The sequence below is a fragment of the Acinetobacter sp. AOR41_HL genome, from assembly GCF_027854645.1.
Taxonomy (GTDB): Bacteria; Pseudomonadota; Gammaproteobacteria; order Pseudomonadales; family Moraxellaceae; genus Acinetobacter; species Acinetobacter nosocomialis.
Genome location: NZ_JAKTHZ010000008.1, coordinates 1 through 18927, shown reverse-complemented (window position 1 = coordinate 18927; position 18927 = coordinate 1). Strand labels below are relative to the sequence as shown.

12 protein-coding genes and 1 pseudogene are annotated in these 18927 nt (G+C 35.7%); 2 read left to right on the top strand and 11 right to left on the bottom strand.

What is annotated here, in order from left to right:
• Window positions 1-31: 31 nt before the first annotated feature.
• Window positions 32-1414, bottom strand: a complete 1383-nt coding sequence (locus tag MKL35_RS01320) for an aspartate aminotransferase family protein (protein ID WP_081404415.1) — start codon at window positions 1412-1414, stop codon at window positions 32-34.
• 97 nt (window positions 1415-1511) lie between these two features.
• Here MKL35_RS01320 and MKL35_RS01315 point away from each other — a divergent pair, with 97 nt between their 5' ends.
• Together MKL35_RS01315 and MKL35_RS01310 are read left to right on the top strand one after the other, a co-directional pair.
• Window positions 1512-2429: a LysR family transcriptional regulator gene (locus MKL35_RS01315; RefSeq protein ID WP_270912632.1), complete on the top strand. Its 918-nt coding sequence runs from the start codon at window positions 1512-1514 to the stop codon at window positions 2427-2429.
• A gap of 245 nt (window positions 2430-2674) precedes the next feature.
• Window positions 2675-3796 carry a hypothetical protein gene (locus MKL35_RS01310; RefSeq protein ID WP_032010613.1) on the top strand — a complete coding sequence of 374 codons (1122 nt, stop codon included), beginning with the start codon at window positions 2675-2677 and terminating at the stop codon, window positions 3794-3796.
• A 54-nt stretch (window positions 3797-3850) separates the two neighbouring features.
• On the opposite strand, the gene MKL35_RS01305 is transcribed toward MKL35_RS01310, so the two are convergent.
• The 10 genes and pseudogenes from MKL35_RS01305 to MKL35_RS01260 form a co-directional block, all read right to left on the bottom strand.
• On the bottom strand, window positions 3851-4411 hold the full coding sequence (locus MKL35_RS01305; protein ID WP_032010610.1) for a TetR/AcrR family transcriptional regulator: 561 nt from the start codon (window positions 4409-4411) through the stop codon (window positions 3851-3853).
• A 782-nt stretch (window positions 4412-5193) separates the two neighbouring features.
• Window positions 5194-5577, bottom strand: a complete 384-nt coding sequence (locus tag MKL35_RS01300) for a hypothetical protein (protein WP_004700627.1) — start codon at window positions 5575-5577, stop codon at window positions 5194-5196.
• A gap of 325 nt (window positions 5578-5902) precedes the next feature.
• A complete protein-coding gene (locus MKL35_RS01295) occupies window positions 5903-6331 on the bottom strand; it encodes a hypothetical protein (protein ID WP_004886313.1) in 429 nt (142 codons plus the stop codon).
• 330 nt (window positions 6332-6661) lie between these two features.
• Window positions 6662-7057 (bottom strand): hypothetical protein, encoded by a 396-nt coding sequence (locus tag MKL35_RS01290; protein ID WP_032010607.1) that lies wholly within the window; start codon window positions 7055-7057, stop codon window positions 6662-6664.
• Between the two features lie 143 nt (window positions 7058-7200).
• Window positions 7201-7410, bottom strand: a complete 210-nt coding sequence (locus MKL35_RS01285) for a hypothetical protein (RefSeq protein WP_032010605.1) — start codon at window positions 7408-7410, stop codon at window positions 7201-7203.
• 311 nt (window positions 7411-7721) lie between these two features.
• On the bottom strand, window positions 7722-8156 hold the full coding sequence (locus tag MKL35_RS01280) for a hypothetical protein (protein WP_081404414.1): 435 nt from the start codon (window positions 8154-8156) through the stop codon (window positions 7722-7724).
• A 304-nt stretch (window positions 8157-8460) separates the two neighbouring features.
• On the bottom strand, window positions 8461-8931 hold the full coding sequence (locus MKL35_RS01275; protein ID WP_106479747.1) for a hypothetical protein: 471 nt from the start codon (window positions 8929-8931) through the stop codon (window positions 8461-8463).
• 150 nt (window positions 8932-9081) lie between these two features.
• Complete coding sequence (locus tag MKL35_RS01270; protein ID WP_146134257.1) at window positions 9082-9564, bottom strand: hypothetical protein; 483 nt, start codon at window positions 9562-9564, stop codon at window positions 9082-9084.
• 244 nt (window positions 9565-9808) lie between these two features.
• Entirely contained in the window at window positions 9809-10255 is a 447-nt protein-coding gene (locus tag MKL35_RS01265) for an immunity protein YezG family protein (RefSeq protein ID WP_032012284.1), read from the bottom strand.
• A gap of 2 nt (window positions 10256-10257) precedes the next feature.
• Window positions 10258-18909: pseudogene (locus tag MKL35_RS01260) on the bottom strand (DNA/RNA non-specific endonuclease); the annotation flags it as partial.
• Window positions 18910-18927: the final 18 nt, after the last annotated feature.

Genomic DNA, 18927 nt, shown 5'->3' with positions numbered 1-18927 from the left:
GTTATAGATGCCCATGAAATGTATCTAAGTCTTACTTCACTTGATAAAGTGCATCGCCCACGGCATTCATTAAGCGGTCAATATCAGCCTCAGTGCTGTTAAACATTGGACCGAACTGAAGCGTGTCACCCCCAAAGCGAACATAGAAACCTTCTTTCCAGAGTTTCATACCAAGCTCAAAACCTCGAATGGTGGCATCGCCATCACGCGGAGCTAACTGCAAAGCTCCAATCAAGCCACAGTTACGTATGTCTAAAATGTGCGGTGCGCCTTTTAAACCGTGTAGCATTTTTTCAAAACTTGGAGCCAACGCCGCAGATTGAGCTAACAGGTTTTTCTTTTCTAAAACTTCAAGCGCAGCTAAAGCAGCCGCACAAGCAACCGGATGTGCCGAATAGGTATAGCCGTGAGTAAATTCAATGGCGTGTTCTGGTAAGTCTTGCTGCATAAAGGCAGAGTAAATTTCATGGCTAGCCACCACACCACCTAAAGGAATGGCACCGTTGGTGACTTGTTTAGCAAAGTTCAAAATATCTGGCGTAACTCCGAAATATTCCGCCGCAGTCCATGTTCCTAAACGACCAAAACCTGTAATCACCTCATCAAAAATTAACAAGATGTCATGCTGATCACAGATCTCTCTTAAACGCTGTAAATAACCCGTTGGCGGCACAATACAACCTGCCGAGCCAGAAATAGGCTCTACAATGACGGCTGCAATATTTGAAGCATCGTGTAGCTCAATTAACTTAAGCATTTCATTGGCAAGTTCTACACCGCCTGTTTCTGCACAGCCTTTGGTAAAAGTTAAATTCGGCTGTAAGGTATGCGGTAAATGGTCTACATCCATAAGTTGACCAAACATTTTACGGTTGCCACCAATACCGCCTAAGCTGGTTCCCGCAACGTTTACACCATGGTAGCCACGCGCCCGACCAATCAATTTGGTTTTACTTGGTTTGCCTTTAATACGCCAATAGGCACGTGCCATTTTTATAGACGTATCTGCCGACTCTGAACCTGAGTTGGTAAAGAAAACGTGTTGTAGTTTTTCGGGCATATGCTGAACAATTTTATCTGCCAGCTTAAAAGACAATGGATGACCAAACTGAAAAGCTGGTGAATAGTCTAGCTGACCTAACTGAGCGCTCACCGCTTGTTGAATTTCGGGTAAGGTATGGCCTGCACCACACGTCCATAAGCCTGAAAGTGAATCGAATATTTCACGGCCCGAATCATCAATTAGATATGACCCTTTTGCACCCACAATCATGCGTGGGTCTTTAGCAAAGTTTCGGTTTGCAGAGAAAGGCATCCAGTGTGCCTGATAGTTTATGTGCATATTATTATTAGGTTGAACCGCATCCAAAGTATGCTCAGAGTCGCTAAATTTATCCGTATCAAACATAACCATTCCTGTTTATTTTCAAATTATGGTTTGAGTGTACATAGCGAGATAAGTTTGATAAATTCAAATTATCTTGAGTTTAGATTTAAAAAAACAAAACTAAATGAAACCTAAAAAATTAAATCAAGTCACTGATTTTGATATAAAACTTCTCAAAATATTTAAAACGGTTTGTGACTGTCACAGCTTTACATCTGCCGAAAGTATTTTGGGTATTAGCCGCTCTGCAATTAGTTTGCATATGAGTGATTTAGAAAATCGTTTAGGCATTCGGCTATGTCAGCGAGGCCGTGCCGGATTTGCCCTCACCGATGAAGGGCGGGAAATTTTAGAATATATTGAAGTGCTCACAGCAGCGATTGAAGACTTCCGCTCTAAAGTCAACCAAATGCATAACCGCCTTAAGGGTGAGTTTAATATCGGCATTATTAACAACCTTGTGACTATGCCTAGAGGCTATATCACCAACACCTTGACTCAACTTGCCGAAGAGCATGCCGAGGTTATTATTAATATTAGTATGAGCACCCTTTCAGATATTGAGTGTCGTGTACTCGATAACCGATTGCATGCGGGTGTTATTCCCCTTGTAACGCCTTTATCTGGTTTAGACTATTTCGACTTATATAGTGAAAGTTCATTTTTATATTGCGGCAAAAACCATCCTTTATTTAACCAATGTAACAACATTAATTTAAATGAATTAAAAAAATGGCAAGCCATTCTTCCTAATTATGCCATTACATCGGAAGCAGCGAAGTTGCATCAGCTTTTAGACTGTAAAGCGACAGCAAGTGACCGTGAAGGGATTGCCTTTTTGATTTTAACCGGAAAATTTTTAAGTTTTTTACCTGACCACTATGCAAAAAAATGGGTTGAAGATGGTGTGATGCAACCTGTTTTAAAAGACAAAATGCACTACAGCACCCCTATATGTTTAATTACTCATAAGGGTAAAAACCACAATAATATTTTAAAAACCTTTATGGAAATGCTTGAGAAAAGAATCAGTAATGATTAAAAATAGTTATATATAGATGTTAGAATATAGATATTATATAAATAACAAGCCCTTTTATTTAAAAAAACTTCATAATAGAAATTTACAAAATTTAAGCTTCATAGTGGCTTTTTAGATAAAAATGACTATCGAGTATATTTAAATATATTTAATATTTAATAAATATCACTTAACGATCTGTTTTTAATAAATAAAAAATATATAATCACGCCCGCAAAGTAAACATAAATACTTAAGGTTTATTCATGAAAAAAATTTCAACTTTAGCAGTTTCTATTTCATTTATTATGTTAACGGGGTGTGGTGGAGGCAGTTCAAGCTCTAATAATACTGAAAATGTATCATCACAAGCTCAGGAACAATCTACTCAAAATGTAAATAGTCTAAAGTGTGATAGAGGTATTCTCTTAAATTCTACGCTTTCAACTAATACAATTTTTGATGAAACGCTATATTCTTTAAATTATAGATTTAAGGAAATTTCTTCAGGAAATCCTCCAACTTCAACTCCACAACTTTATGCATATGAAATTAAAAGAAATGATCAAATGTTATATGCTTATCCAAAAGCGCTTTACAATATAACTGCTGATGAAATTGAAAGTAGTTTGGCTGAAGATATCGTCCAAAGTTATGACCTTAACTCTTTCGGTCTTTTCACTAAAAAGACATACCAAAAGCAGAATAATGGTTGGCCTTTAGGTTATGTCGTTGCATCACAAGGTTCACAAATTACAACTGCTCAATTTAATGATACTTGTAGTTTAAATTCATATAACATTAGTTACGATTATGAAAAAATAGATGTTTCAGGTAAAAAAATATCTGACATTTTCCCATCTAATATTTTAACAAGTCGACCAGAAAATATAGACTACTTATATATGAGTAATCGCTTTGCTGGAACACTTAAAAATAATCAAACAGCTTTTACGAGCTTATTGAATAGTAATGCGACTTTCCCAAGTGGTTCTTTTGTTTATGTACCGAAGTCTGTTGTTTATAACAATACCGAATTTTATTTCTTTGATAGCTCACTCACTGATTTCAAAACCGTAGCTGAATGGCAACAAGCTCTTTATCCAAAGGCCAACTATAAATTTGATACTGTTGCTGGCTACAATGTGACTTACTCTGTAGACAGTGCAGGAAACCAAATTTATTCGGGTGGTAAAGACCCTGCTATTGAAATGAATGGCAAAATTTACGATGGTGAATGGCAAGTTAAAGGTAATGTTGTTTCTGAAACATACGGTGAACCAGCAATTATGTCGACCACTAACTATGAAACAAAAGGAAAATTTGCTTTATACAATAAAGCGAGTTATGACTTTCTTGTTGCCCAAATCCAAACTTACTATAAGTAAAATTTAAAACCTGTATATCCCAAAGTACCTTGCAATGTACTTTGGGATATTTATCTAAACCACACCAAGCTTTAGTAAAAAATAATCCAGTACCTTCTCTGTTTCAGCCACATTGCAGTTATCTAACAATTGAATAATCGTGCCCTCAATCATATATAAAAAGAGTCTGGCCTCATTAAATGTTGCATCGGCCTTGAGTGTTCTAAGTACGCTATAAATTTCATTGGTCAGCCATGTTCTGTACCTTACTGCGGTTTGGTAAGCATTTGGATAGCTATTTTTAGTTTCAAAAATAGCCTTAAATAATAAGTAATATGGTCCCTCTAAGTCGGTATGTAGAACATACAGTTTCTTGAGTTTATCTATTGCATTTGTATCATGCTCATACTCCACCAGTGCAACCACTTGGTCTTGGAGCCGTTCTTTTTGTACGACTAGACAAATATCAATGAAACGCTCTTTTGAGTGAAAATAATTATAAAACGTCATTTTTGTGACTTCTGTTTCCCTCACAATTTTGTCGACGCCCACAGTGTGAAACCCACCGTGGTGAAACAGATTTATTCCTTTTTTTACAACTTCTAAAGCACGTGTTGGGAGAATTAAATTTGGCATAGTTTTACCGTTATAAAATAAATTTTTGTTGTATATAAATGAGTTAAAAAAATCTGTGCCCTTTTTGGGAGAAAAAAAGGCAAAGCAAAACCCATAAAGACTGTGCTTGGCACATCTCGAGTTTTATAGTTGCTAAGTTTTTGGTCGTGATGATTTAAAGCTTGATAAACCTAATGGCGATCAAACTTGTTAACAAACTAAGTTGTGTTGTTATAGCTTTTGGCAAAAGCTGCCAAGAAATAATGGATGTGCAAAGCCGACTCCTTTTTATTGGGAGTTCTGCCAGACATTAAAATTATGGTGGCAGAACGAAAAGGGGTTAGCAGACTGGTCAAACGTGGCCAGCACACCCGAAGGTGTCCCCCTCCCGTTCCGCCGCAGAGGGGGCACGAGGGCTCAACACTAAAAGTATGAAACTTTTAATGTACGTTTGATGCGGTCTGCTAAAACCGACTGGCAATGTAGGCCAGCACGCAAAGGATAATAGTCACTCTATTTATCGTCAAGCACAAAAAGTGACAACTGTTTTAAAATAAAACAGACAAAGTATTTGATAAATCAGTGGGTTTTAAGATGAACTACAAAATCTACGGGTAAAATCAGATGTTGTTATTTCTATAGTTTTTTAAAAAATAATTGAGTTCAGCAATAAGAAAGATTGGGCTAATTCTTATAGTACCTAATCAGAATAGATGAGAAAAATAAGCCTCTTACTCTCAGTTGGCTTGTGGCTTGGTAAATTCATCTCAATAGCACCTGTTTAAAGATGCTACATAAAATAATTAATGGTTCTTTTTAGAGAATTTATGACCTTTAGGAAGTGGAGCATCACATGGTTGATCCGTCTTTACATCGACCATTTTCACTGGCCCATCATTGTAGACCGTTACTTTACAGCCTTTTACAACATATTCCTGTTCAATACCACCGTACCTTTCATCATCAGAAACGGGAGCTACAGAAGTTACACCATAACAAGCTCCATCAGCACCACATTCAACCTCTACTCCACTAACATCAGCTCCACCCGCTTCTGCCACTTCTGCTCCAGCAGCTTCCATTGCGTCAACCTCTTCAACCTGTGTCTTTGCTGCATATGTATTTGAAAGACTCATCATTAGAAAAACTGCAAGAAAGAACTTACTACTGCGATTTATTGAATTCATGTTTCATCCATATCTATTGATTTGAAATTGGTGCATTCTGAGAAGGAAATCTTCAACTTCCCCATTTTTCAAAAAAATTAAAAAATTTTTAGAAGCCATACAATGTCATATAATTAGGTTAACTGGAGAGTAATTTTTTAAGCTATCTTGATTTTCATAGGTAACTTCATACTGGCCAATTAACTCTTCTCTTAAAAGATCGAACAATTCACTTCCTAATAGTTTGAATTTCCTCTTATCGTGAATCGATTTAAAGGTAGAATTTTCTCTAATTATATAAAACGCCGATCTAGTATTGATAGGTTTCTTTAATCTAATTAAATTATTATATAACTACTGCCTCACACTCTTTTGTATTAGATTCCAAATACTTTTTCCATTGAATCAATACTTTTAAAAATAATTCAGTAGAGATTTCTCCACGATAATTTTTAGTTTTGTTAGTACGAAGTTTAAATGTCGTAATTTCCTTTGTAAATTTCACACTTCCCCCCATATCACCGTAAGGAGAAAAAATAATTTCTTTTCTTTGATTTCTCAATATACTCTCAATTTTTAATAAAGCCTCAGATATAAGTTCTAAATTATCTATGCTTGAAATAAAATCCAAAAAGTCTTCATCCCCTCTAAGATATGCATCAAATCCCTCCGCTTGATTTTTATATGGGGCTACCTCCCAACCGAGTGTTGGTACATATACTCCTTCATCACCTTCATATTCTTCTCTTAGAACATATTGAAATTTAATTTTCATCTCATTTATTTCCTCATTATAAAGGCCCGCCACGCCATTGATTCACTGTAGAATTAGGACTTTGGCTTGATGGTACAAACTTAACGTTTACCCCCAGAAGGTGTAGTAGTAGTAAAACGTTCTTGTGAACGTAAATTAGCTGGCTTATTTTTAAAAGCCTCTGATAGTTCATATTTCAATCTTGCTTCCGACCATCCTTGAGGAAAAAATGTCGAGCCATTAGGTGACCTCCATCATCCTTACCTATAAAAAAGCCTATCTAAAATTGATAGGCTTTTTAAATTTAATTATTAATAGTTAAAATCACTTTTCATCATAAAATAAAAAAATTTAACACTCAAACTCTACGATATTTGTCTCATTTGGTTCTGTCTTGAGAAATTGACTCCATTCTCTTAAAATTGTGTAGAAACTTTCAAAACTCATGTTTTCTTCACATTCAGTATCATCATACCCCCAATAAATAAGAACATTTTCTTTGGAGATTTCAGCTCCCCATGCATGCCCCCACATATCATAAAAATCTAACGTACCATTATGAATTTTTTCTACCTCAATTAGCCCTTCATCTATCCAATTACTTAAATATGCTAAACCATGACCTTCATCATCATTTAATAAGCTGAAAATTAAACCTTTAAAATTAGTTGGTGCATTCTTGTCCACCCCTTCAGGATATAAAACCCCATCTTTCCATCTATCATACCAATATAATTTTACTTTCATATTACTTCCCCATTAAAGGATAAACTGTGGGCTTAGGTTTCAAATAGCCTGTTACTGTTACACCACTAGGTGTTATTCCTTTCCACATTTCGTCCCCTTTTTCATTTGTATAAATCTGCTTATTTTTATAAGAGCCTCAACCTCTATCTTAATTCTATCTGCACTCCAACTGTCAGGGAACATTGTTGATGTTTTTGTAAAAGTTTTAGTAGAGTCTTAGGATCAGAAACACTAATTTTCGCACTATAAATGCCTTGTTCATTTGGCATACCTCGTGAAACAATATTTACATTACCATCCGCAATACTATGCCCACCAGTTAATTTCCCTCTTTCATTAATTTCAACATTCAAAATACGGCCATCAAAATCAATAGGTTCAGTTACTTCATTAACTTTATTTGCTATTACTGATAACTAAAAAACTCACTTAAAATTAAGTGGGTTTTACTAATATAGTTATTTAACCCTAATCTAGAGGCATCAAGCTATTCTAAAATTGTTTAATAATATTTAATATACCTTAGCTGAATAATTAATATCGCTTCTTAAACCAAGCTGAAAAAATACTTCTTCATTATAAAGTTACCAAATTAACTAAACAAAAATGGTTTCAAGTTCACAAAATAAGATATCAAAATTTCCAACAGAAACAATTACAAACATCAAATTTCAACAATTGTTTTTTCCTTACTTCCCGATTTAAGATATTCCCCCCACAAATTCAAAATTTTTAAAAATAAATCTGTAGGTATACCACCTCTATAACCTATTTGCATATTAGGCATTATATTAAAAGCTGTTATATCCTTACATACTTCTGCCTTTCTAAAATAGCCATCCACTATATATTGGCATTCATTATTATTATCATCAAATATATTACTTAATTGAATAAGTATACTTTTAACTTTTTTACTTGTATCAACATTACTGATAAAGTATAAATAATCATCATCACCTTCTAAAAAATTTTCAAGCCCTCTATTTTCATCCAGATTATCTAATCTAAATAACTGTGGAACAAGAGTTCCTTCATCACCTTCATATTCTTCACGTAAAGTATAAGAAAATTCTAAAATCATTTTAACCTCAATCATTGTAAAGGCCATCCTCGCCATTCACTAATATTACCACTAGGTGGTACAAACTTAACTTTTACCCCAGAAGGTGTAGTAATAGTAAAACCTTCTTGTGGACGTAAACTAGCTGGCTTATTTTAAAAGCCTCTGATAGTTCATATTTCAATCTTGCTTCCGACCATCCTTGAGGAAAAAATGTCGAGCCATTAGGCTGACCTTGTTTATCCTTTTCTACCTCATTGGCAAATCTAAGACTGGCTATTACTACTAACTAAAAAACCCACTTTAAATTAAGTGGTTTTTTAATATACTTATTTAAAATCTAATCTACAGCATTTACCCATTCTAAAAACTCTTTAATAATATTTAATAAACAAGATATTGATACATTACCCGAATAAATAATATCACTTCTTAAACCATGATAAGAAAATACTGTTTGATAATGAAGTCGCCAAATAAATTCAACAAAATCTGATTCAGATTCATAAAAGAAAATATCAAAATCATCAAAGGAGTCACCTAAGCTTGCCATATATTTTCCAGTTGTATTAGGATTTAAGAAATAATCATATTTTCCTTCTGTACTTAGTTTTATTTTCTCTAAGTCAAGCTTTTCTGGATTAACAATTCTATTAAGACTTGCTTTAAACGTTGGAATATAAGTACCATCCTCTAATGTACCAACTTCAATTCCATTTATAATAAGCACTAAGTTAACCATGAATTTTCTTTGCCTACTATCAGTATCAATACACTTTAAGGCAAAAATACTAGGATCACCAAATAACATTTTACTTTCTCAATATTTTAGATTAGATCTTGTTCTAACAATTACGATTAATCTTGCTTATTATTAAAAAAATGCTTCCGTCTTTTTAATAACGGAAGCATTGCTAACTTTTATTAAATTATAAACTAAATGATAGTTTATTTATATAGTTTAGCTTATACTATAGTTTAAATTCATACTTTTTCTTACCCATTTAAACAACTCATTAGAGGCAAATATATAATCGCTTATTGAAATTGATGTAAAAACAATCTTACCTATATTTTCTCTATTATATTTAGAATCACAATTATCTTGCAAACACCACAAAAAAAAGACTTCATTATCATTTCGCCCTACACGTTTAATAAAATCATCGAATGTTTCTTCTAAAGTAATTTTATAGCCTTTTTCTACATCATCAACAGCCTCTTTCAATATTTCATAGAAACTATCCTTATTGAAATCTCCTTTATAGTAGTAAGAATCTTTAATTACCGACTTTATCTCTGCTAAAAAGCTAGGCATATATGTAGAATATTCTAAATCTCCTAAAATATTTCCATTAATATAAATCCTTATAGGAATAAGTTTACCATTCATTTTTCCAGGTAAAATCTGGAAATTAAAATTTTGATTACCTAGTTTAATCATTTTATTGTCCAATTGACTTAAGTTCAGATGGTATATCCTTATTTGGAATACTTCTAGATGTACCATTCAATTGTTGTGCATTACTTGAACCATTCCAATGAAATTATAATAATTTGAGGCAATCTTAATGTCTTTTTAGTCCATTAACTATTAATATAACTAGATGACTAGCGTGCTTATCATGTATAAAAAAGCCTATCAATATTAGATAGGCTTTCTTAAATTAATTTTTAGATTGATAAATCTATTTTTTATTTTGCTCTTTCATTTTTATACGCTCTTTCCATAATTCTTTAGGAATTTGAGAGTAATCTTTATCAAGTTCTTCTTCACTTAAATCACTAATTCCTTTCATATATAAACTCACCCAACTATCTTCTTCTGGTATATAGGCAAAATCTATATTAAATTTTCCAGTATCAGTTAATGTTATTTTATAATGTGTCCATTTTTCTTTAAATATATCTAAATTCCTCAAATTATTAGCTAAATCTTTTATCTGCAGTTCAATATCCGCAGGCTCTTCTCCGAAATCAAATGTACTTAATTTTCCATTTTTTAGAATAAAACTAGTACCCCACCCTTGATATTCTGGATAAATTTTTCCTATAAATGTAATAATTTGAGCATCTTGTGGCATAATTGACCATAATAACTCGCCTATTTTTTGGTAAATTTCCTGCTCACTCATAACTATTTTCCTGTTGCAGTATTTTTCAATTGTAAAGAAGGTTGTCTAATACCATTAATACTTTGATTAATAATAAAACTATCAGGACGTTTGCTCGCTCCAGTATAAACTGGTTGAATATTTACTTTAACTGATTGATTATTTTCCAAAGCTTTTTTCCAATCACTTTCAAGCTGATACCATGCACCACTTGAACCGTTGAATGTCTTATCCATTGGTACGATATTGATACCTTCACCTGGACCTTTAAACATAGATGCAATTAGGTGTCCACCATGATCATCCTGTGCTCTATCAGCTCGTCCAGAAACTTTCTGTTGATAACTGTTTCTATCACTTTTGCCTAATTCAAGATCAGCTTGGACTGAACTTACACGACCATTTGCATCAGTCTTATAAGTATAACCATTTTCGAATTTATAAATGGTATTCGACTCAGGTTTATTCGCTAATTTATTCCAATCGCCTTTAGAACCAGCCTTTAAATCAATAACTTTAGGTGTCGTTTTAGGCGGTAAAGAAAAACCATTAGTCTGAACATTTAAACTAGGGTCAAAATCAGCCTTAAGTTTAACCTTCTTAGCAGCCTCAACAACAATTTTGCCTCCTTTTTTCGCAACTGTAACCGTACCAGAACTTACAGCATTTAAAACTACTGTCATCTCGGCATTACCTAGTTTTTCAAAATCCGCTGGGCTGCTACCAACTAAATTATTTTTTGTGATGGTCTTCCCTGTTTGCCATAACTCGCCTGGAATATTTTTGACTCCATCCCAAATTGCTTCGATTGTTCCCATCGGATCGTTAGTCAGTGCGTCATAAACTTCTTTTGGAACATTTGGCAGGTTTTTAATGTCATTCATGAATTTTGTAACGGCTTTAGCCCGACCAAGCCTAAATGCTTTTTCTTGTGCAGCATCCATTTTTTGATAGGCAACTGTACATTCCTTACTCCAACAACCTAAGTGCTTTATATCTTGCCAATATGATGTTTTTTCATCAATCTGATCTGCATGATCAGATATTGCGTCTAGTGCTTTAGTATTGTCTTTTTCTAACACAGCTACATTTTGTGCTTGAGTAGAAGCATCCTTTCCATCACCTAATTGATCTTTATATTGATCAATTGTGCCTTGGTTGTTTTTAACTCCTGACTCAAAAGCCCAATCAGTAGCCTGACCTACTAAATCTGCTGAAGTTTCATTGCTAATCCCTTGTCCATGCGCTATTTCATGGCCTGTTGTGCTTAAGATAGATGATCTGTTTTCATTATTTACGTCTAAAACAACAGTATTTGTTTGATGGTCATAAGCACCTTTAATACCAAGTAATGACGTCATTGATGTTGTAAGTACATCCACATCTTGCCCTAGTGCTTGTGCTAATAATTGAATACTACCTTTAGTTCGTAATAATCCATCATAATCACCATTTTTAAACTGCTCTAAAACTGTTGCAGCTTCTGGATGCTTCTGTACAAAATCGAACGTCCGTGCAGGATTCATAACAGTGTCATAAGCTTGTTTTAGATTTTGGTCTCCACTTGCTAAAGCAGCCGTAGCCACACCTAAACTTGTTACACCTGCCGCTGTCATTTTTCCAACAATCTCAGCATTCTGTGGCAAATCCTTCTGCTGCTGAACAATCTCCGCTCTTCCACTTTCACTCAGTAATCGATGATCGACCGTTACACTGCCATTTAACATTCCTGTGGTTTGATCGCGGGTAATCTCTTGAGTAGTGTTAATGTCACGATTGGTCAGTTCAGTTGTATTTTTAACCGTACCAAGCCCCATCGTGGCTTTGGTTAACTGCTCTGTTTCCTGTCCATTGCTTTGTAAGCCAAGCGTCGTACTACCATTCGGATATTTGCCTTTCTCACCGTCTTTCTCTTGAGTGGTTTTACCAATTGTGGTCGAAACATTAAATCCACGGCTACTGTTATAGTTATGGTCTTGAAGGTCTTTGAGCTCTAACGCACCGCTATAATTCAGGTCTTTATGGTCAGTCAATGTGCCATCTGCATTCTTAGTCGCATTTGCAATCACACCACCAACATTCGTAACCTGTTTAACTCCCATTGCATCAAGGTTCGCATCGTGGTCTTTATCACCGATAATTAGCTTACTTGTGTTATTGACCCACGCACTGTCACTACTACCTTTGCTTTGGTTATAACTGGCACTAACATTACTGATACCACTTGAACCAAAACCAGCTCCAATACTGCCGCCTTTACTACTGTTACTACTTTTCGCCGTATCTTGTAAGCTTTCTACAAGTATTTGATTGACCTGCAAATTACCCCGGTCTGCAATTGAGACCTCTCCACCTTGAATATTTAACGTATTAAGCTGACCTTCTGTACGGTTCAAATTAACTTCACTATTCACATGGGTGAGACTTTCACTCTGTGATTTACTCGTTTGTTTACCAATTGAAGCACCACCGCCACCACCATAGGTGTAACTCACACTCTGACTAGTGGTTTTACTACTACTCTCTTTTGAACCATGCTCTATACCCGCCGTTATATTCAGATCTTTGGTACCGTTGAAAGTGGTTGTGCCCGTAGCACTTAAGCGACTGCCCTGAATATTGGCATTTTGATCTTCTGATTTAAGTGTCAGATTATTCAGATCTAAATGACTACCTTGCCATTGTCCCTGAGTCGTAGTCGTTGTTGTTGTTGTTTCTATATGCTCTCCATTTGCACCAATAGTAAAACCATATGTTCCTGAATTTGCTGCTGCCGCTGCAACAGATGCAGCTACTGCAATTTGTGCGCTCGCTAAATTTGCTGTAGCCATCGCAACATTAGCTTTACTATCATCTAATGCTTCTTTGGTGAGTTTACCTGCTGCATAATCTCGCTGAGCTTGGCTATATGCATTCTTGGCATCTTTCAATGCCGATGCAGCATCTTTAACTGCAACCACTGCAAGAGCAGCATCTAAATAAGCATTTCTTACGCCAACTTCTGCACTTATTTTTTCATTTTTTGTTTTTCCCTCTGTGATGTTTTTATTTTCATAACCACCAATATTAAGTTCTCCTCGACCATGATCAATTGTTGTATCACCCGTAGCCTTAATATTCTGTCCTAAAACATCTACTCCTTCTGTTCCTTTTATAATTAGGTTACCAGTATTAATAGCCCCTGCTTTATGAGTAGTTTCAGTCGTAGTTAAAGTATTTTTATCTTTTTCGGAAACAAAACCGCCTAAACGAATACTATCTTTATTTAGCTTAGCACCTAAACCTTCAATAGTTTCAATACTATGGCTGCGGCTTTCAATATTTTGTTCTTCAGCAGCATTTAGCGTCACTTTTTGACCTGATAATGCAACATTTTTCGCTGTCAGATCTGCGCTAGTTAATGTTGTTTGTCCAGATGAACCAATAGCAATATTTGCTGCATTTAAACTTGATCCTATTTGTCGAATCTGTTCAGTTCGCTGACTTGTTGACTCGCCCACTGTTATTTTTTTCTGCAAATCAAAACCAGGAGCTGCTGCTTGCAATCCAGGTAAACCAATCGCTAGTCCCTTGACTAATTCTTTAGCTACCCCCCGATATCCTTTTTGTTGTTCATCCCACTGTTGATCATGAGTCTCTAATGTAGATAAAGTCACATTTTTAGGCATCAATGATCCATCAGCAGCTTTTAATGTGCCATCTGCTTGTCTTTGCATCAAAGTATTGCCCACATAAATATTTTGACCAGCTTGTATATTATTAGCTTGTAATTCAATACTCTGGCCAGCATTTATATCAACACTATTACCTGCTTTTAAAGTTGTTTGGGCAATATTTTGATCGATATAGCCTGACTGACGATTATTATAAGTAGCTGTATTCTTTTTAGAAGAAGTTGAACTTGCACTTTTTTCATCAATTGCAGACAAAAGATTTACAGCACCTTGCTCTGCCTGTATCTGGATATTGTTTCCAACATTAGCTTGTAGATGAGTTGCAGTAATATTACCTTGATGGCTATTGATAATAATATTTTGACCAGCAGTCAGCTGATTTGCCAGTGAAACGGTTTCATGAGCATTATAGGTAGAAGATTTTTTACCTCCAAATGATCCTTTCCATTCAGTTTTACTATCTACAATACTTTGCTTTAATCCATTATCCAGTTGAATATCTTTTTGCGCGAGTAATTGAATATCACCTTGTTGGCTAGTTAGATGGACAGCTTTCCCTGTAATATTTTGACCTGAAATTACTAGTGTTCCGTTACTACTAATTTCACTACCTATATCTGATTGCTGTTTCAGTTGATAACCGTTTTTGTTATCAATAAATAATTTTTCCTGTTTGCCGATATTTACTGCACCGATATCAATATTACCTGTACCATTAAATAAAGTGGCACCGTTATTGTTTTTAATCTGTGCTCCTTTCAATAACGTATTTCCAGCGACATCTACAACTAGTGTCGCCTGATTCGGTTGTAAAGTACTACCATTACCTACATATAAGCCTGCAATACGGTCCACACCAGTTATACTTGAACCGAAACCACCTACCTGACTTGTCGATGTACGTGTTGTAGTTTCAACTTTTAGGTTTCCACCTACCTTCAATGCCATTGCATCTTTGGCAATAATCTGTCCACCAATATTATTTAAATCTTTTTTAGCTTCAATCGCGACCTGATTACCCTGAATTCGCCCATTTAAGTTATGGACATTATCTGCTGTAATTTCTACTGCTTGGCGTCCAGCAATTGTCGCTCCGTTAATTAGATCGCCATCTAGATTAAATTTGATGCTATTACCAGAAAGTAATGTTCCATCTCCTTTTAAGTCCCCCACACGAGCTTTTACATAGACTTGTGGAACTAAAGCTTTAGCTTTTGTACCATCTTTTAAGATCACATCTTTTTCAACCAACCACACAATATCACTGGTCAATTGCGCGACTTGATCAGCACTTAAAGCAATACCTGGACGTAAACCATACTGTTTGGCAAAGGTTACCCCGTTATTCATCAATGCTTTATATTGCTCATCATCCGTCGTATAGCCCGCAAGGAAGCGGTAACCCGTTAAGTTGGCAATCTGGTCCTGCACCATACGTTGCTCGTAGAAACCATCCGCAAGACGTTTCTGTTGTAGAGCAGGGTCAAGGCCTAATGCATCCAACATATAATCTGAAGATAACCAATTTTTATAATTTGTAAAACTTGGGTCAGTTTCTATCAAATAACCAGCTTTGCTATCTTTATTAACTCTATACAACGCACTATTCGGAACTTTAACTTCAGATGTAGTCAAAGTTCGTATTTCATACTGTACAGCATCAGCAGCTTGATCTGGAGCATTTACGTGATCAAGCATTTCTTGGGTATTTGTTTGATCTGCAGTATGCCCTTTTTGTTGGGTATATTTGTCAACCGCAACTGATAAATCTTTAGACTTTTGTGCTGGATAATTCTGTTGACTAGCGTTTATTTCACTACTATTTGTTATCTGCTCGCCATCTTTAATGACCTGATTTTGTCCACCAACCTGACCTGCCTGAGCCACATTTAACTGTGACTCGGCAATAGTTGCATTTAAATCCTTAGATTGTTGCGATACTTGATTTTTTTGTCCTTGCTGAGTCTGGGTACTATTCGATACATTCTCACTATGACCAATATTTAAGTTTTGCTCATTAGCTTGATTTGCTTGAGCCACATTTGACTGTGAACCAGTAACACTTGTACTTAAATCTTTAGCTTGTGGCGATGCCTGATTTTGTTGTCCTTGTTGAGTTTCAGTACTATTCGATACATTCGCACTAGAACCCATGCGTAAATTTTGTGTGCCAGCTTGACCTGCTTGAGCCACATTTGTCTGTGAACTACTAATCTTCGCATCTAAATCTTTAGATTGGTTTGTTGGCTGATTCTGCTGTACAGACTGAGTTTGAGTATTATTCGAGATATTTACACTATGCCCGGCATCTAAATTTTGTCCATTAGCTTGAACTGCTTGAGCCACATTTGACTGCGAACCAGTAATTTTCGCATCTATATCTTTAGTTCGGTTTGTTAGCTGAGTCTGTTGCCCAGTCTGAATACTAGTATTATTCGATGTATTTACAGTATCGACTACACTAATATTTTTTCCTTGTGCATTTTGTGCTTGGCCTACCTGTGTCGAAACATCACTATCTTTTAAATCATTAAGATGGCTTTGCTTGACTTGACTATATTGAACTTGAGTACCATTTTTATTATTGGAAACAGCTGTAACTGAAATTGAACTTTGATTAAATTTTTGATTACCCAAGGCCTGGCTAATCGGTAAATCAATCTCTGCTGCCTGTTTATAAGTAAACGGAGTTTTTTCATCATAATCACTCCCCGATCTTACTTCATAAAGTTGTCGTATCCCTGTAGCTATTGTTTCTTTAATACCTTTAGTATCATCAGACTTAAGATTTCCAGCGGTAATCGTGAATAAGCCACCGGCTAAAATCTTGCTTTTATCATTCAATATTTGTGCGCCAGACAGGTCCATATTGCCACCAGCCTTAATTTGACCAGGGGCTGATTCAGTAACTTGTGTTTCAGACACTATTTCACTATAAAAATATTTTGTAAAATCTTCAGCAGGATTTTTTAAATCAATAAGTTCACCATCAAATGTACGCCATGAACTAAATCTCTTTTCTAATCCATCTTTACGGCTAACTTCTACGATTTTCGTTTTAAAATTCCTGTTTATATTATTGATCTGACGAGCAGATAAACGCATATCTCCTAAAGACTCGATCGTGGCACTTTCGTTATTAATGACACTCGCCTGACCAGTTGCTTTGCGGTTCGTATCTAAAGCTCCTCCTAAATACATATTCCCTGCACTTAGAATCAATGCCTGACTAGTGTAATCTGTCGTATTAGCTAGGTTATTGAGTGTTTGAACCCCAAGGTTCATATCACCACGTGAAGCAATTACTGGTGCCTGACCATTAACATCAGGCAAGTTATTTAACGTATTAGCGCCAATCGCAAGTTCTGTACCATATATACGACCCGAACCTTGGTTATTTACGATATTGGCTTTTAGAGTGGTGTAGTCGCCATTGATCAGTCCAGTATTATTAATCTGATCTTGTGCAGTGATTTGAGTATCATGGCTCTCAATCTGAGCATCTCGACTATTATTAACATTAGTAGCACTCAGTTTTAGAGTGTTGCCGGCATTGATTTTTCCATCATTTTGTATATCACCAGCCGTTGTTAAACTTAAATTATTATTAGCCTGTAACTGTCCAGCTTGGGTTTGCTTAAAGCTTTCTTGTAACTTAATATCAGCATTGCCTAAGCTTAAAATCTGACCATCTCCATTAAGAGACAAGGCCGCAATATTTAAATTTTCCCCCGCAAGTAATTTGCCCTTTTGGTTATTAATAGCAAGGGAGTTACCTTGAATACCGAGTTGCTCTACTGCACTGATTTCACCGAACTGGTTATTTAATTGTTGGCTAATATCCAATTGACTATTTTTACTGCTCCGAATTACACCAGATTGGTTATCAACAGCCAAAGCATTTAGGTTCAAGCTTCCAGCATCAATCCCCTGAACCGATGTGCCACTATTTATTAATGCTGTATTTTGGTTATCCAGTTGCTGCGTACTAATATTTAATTGACCAGCTGCCATAATATGGCTGTTAGTATCAGTAGTGTTAACTTTACCAGCATTATTGATTCGGTCTATATTCAACGACATATCGCCCATAGACAATAACTGACCAGACTGGTTGTTCAGTAGTTGGTTCTGTCCACTACCTTGTAGCTTAAGGTTTTGAGCTGCTAGTAAAGTACCACTACCATTCTGTACCTGATTTGCAGTGATATCTAGAGTTTGACCACTAGCAATATAACCTTGCGTATTATCAATTGTGGCAAGATTTTTCAAAGTAAGATTACCTTGACTTAGTAGTCCACCTTGGCTGCCACTATGAGTATTAATTAAATCGTGACTTTGTGTATCAATACTTAAAACATTATTCGTTTGAATAAGCCCTTGATCATTATTTAAGGTACCAGAACGAATATTCGCGGTATCAGCACTGATTAGACCTTGTTTATTATTCAATTCTTGTAACTCGGTATCAATATCTAAAATTTGCCGAGCAATAATCTGTCCTTGATTATTATTTAGTCCTGAAGCATGAATATTAATATGCTGACCAGAAAGCAAAGACCCAGATTGATTATTTAGAACCTGATCCCCCATCTCCAGATTCAGGCTTCCCGCGACGCTACCAATTTGGCCTTGGGTATTATTTAAACCATAGCTTGTTAAAGTAATGTCCTGATTAGCTGTAATTGCCCCAGTCTGATTATTTAAAAGGCCTGTAGTTTGTAATGTAGCCTGACCTTGAGCACTGATCTTCCCAGATAGTGAATTATCAATTGATGCCGCATCTACAATGAGGTCTTGACCTGCCTGTAATAATCCAGCTTGGTTGTTTAAAGTTAAATTCTCCACCTGCAGAGTCAAATGCCCTTGTGTTCCAATTTGACCTTTCTGGTTATTTAACCCTTGGCTATTAACCTCAATCCCCTGATCTGCTGAAATCACACCTTGGGTATTGTTCACTTCTTGCTGGCTTTGCAGATCAATCTTCGCCTGTGAAGTCATCTGGCCTGCCGTGCTGTC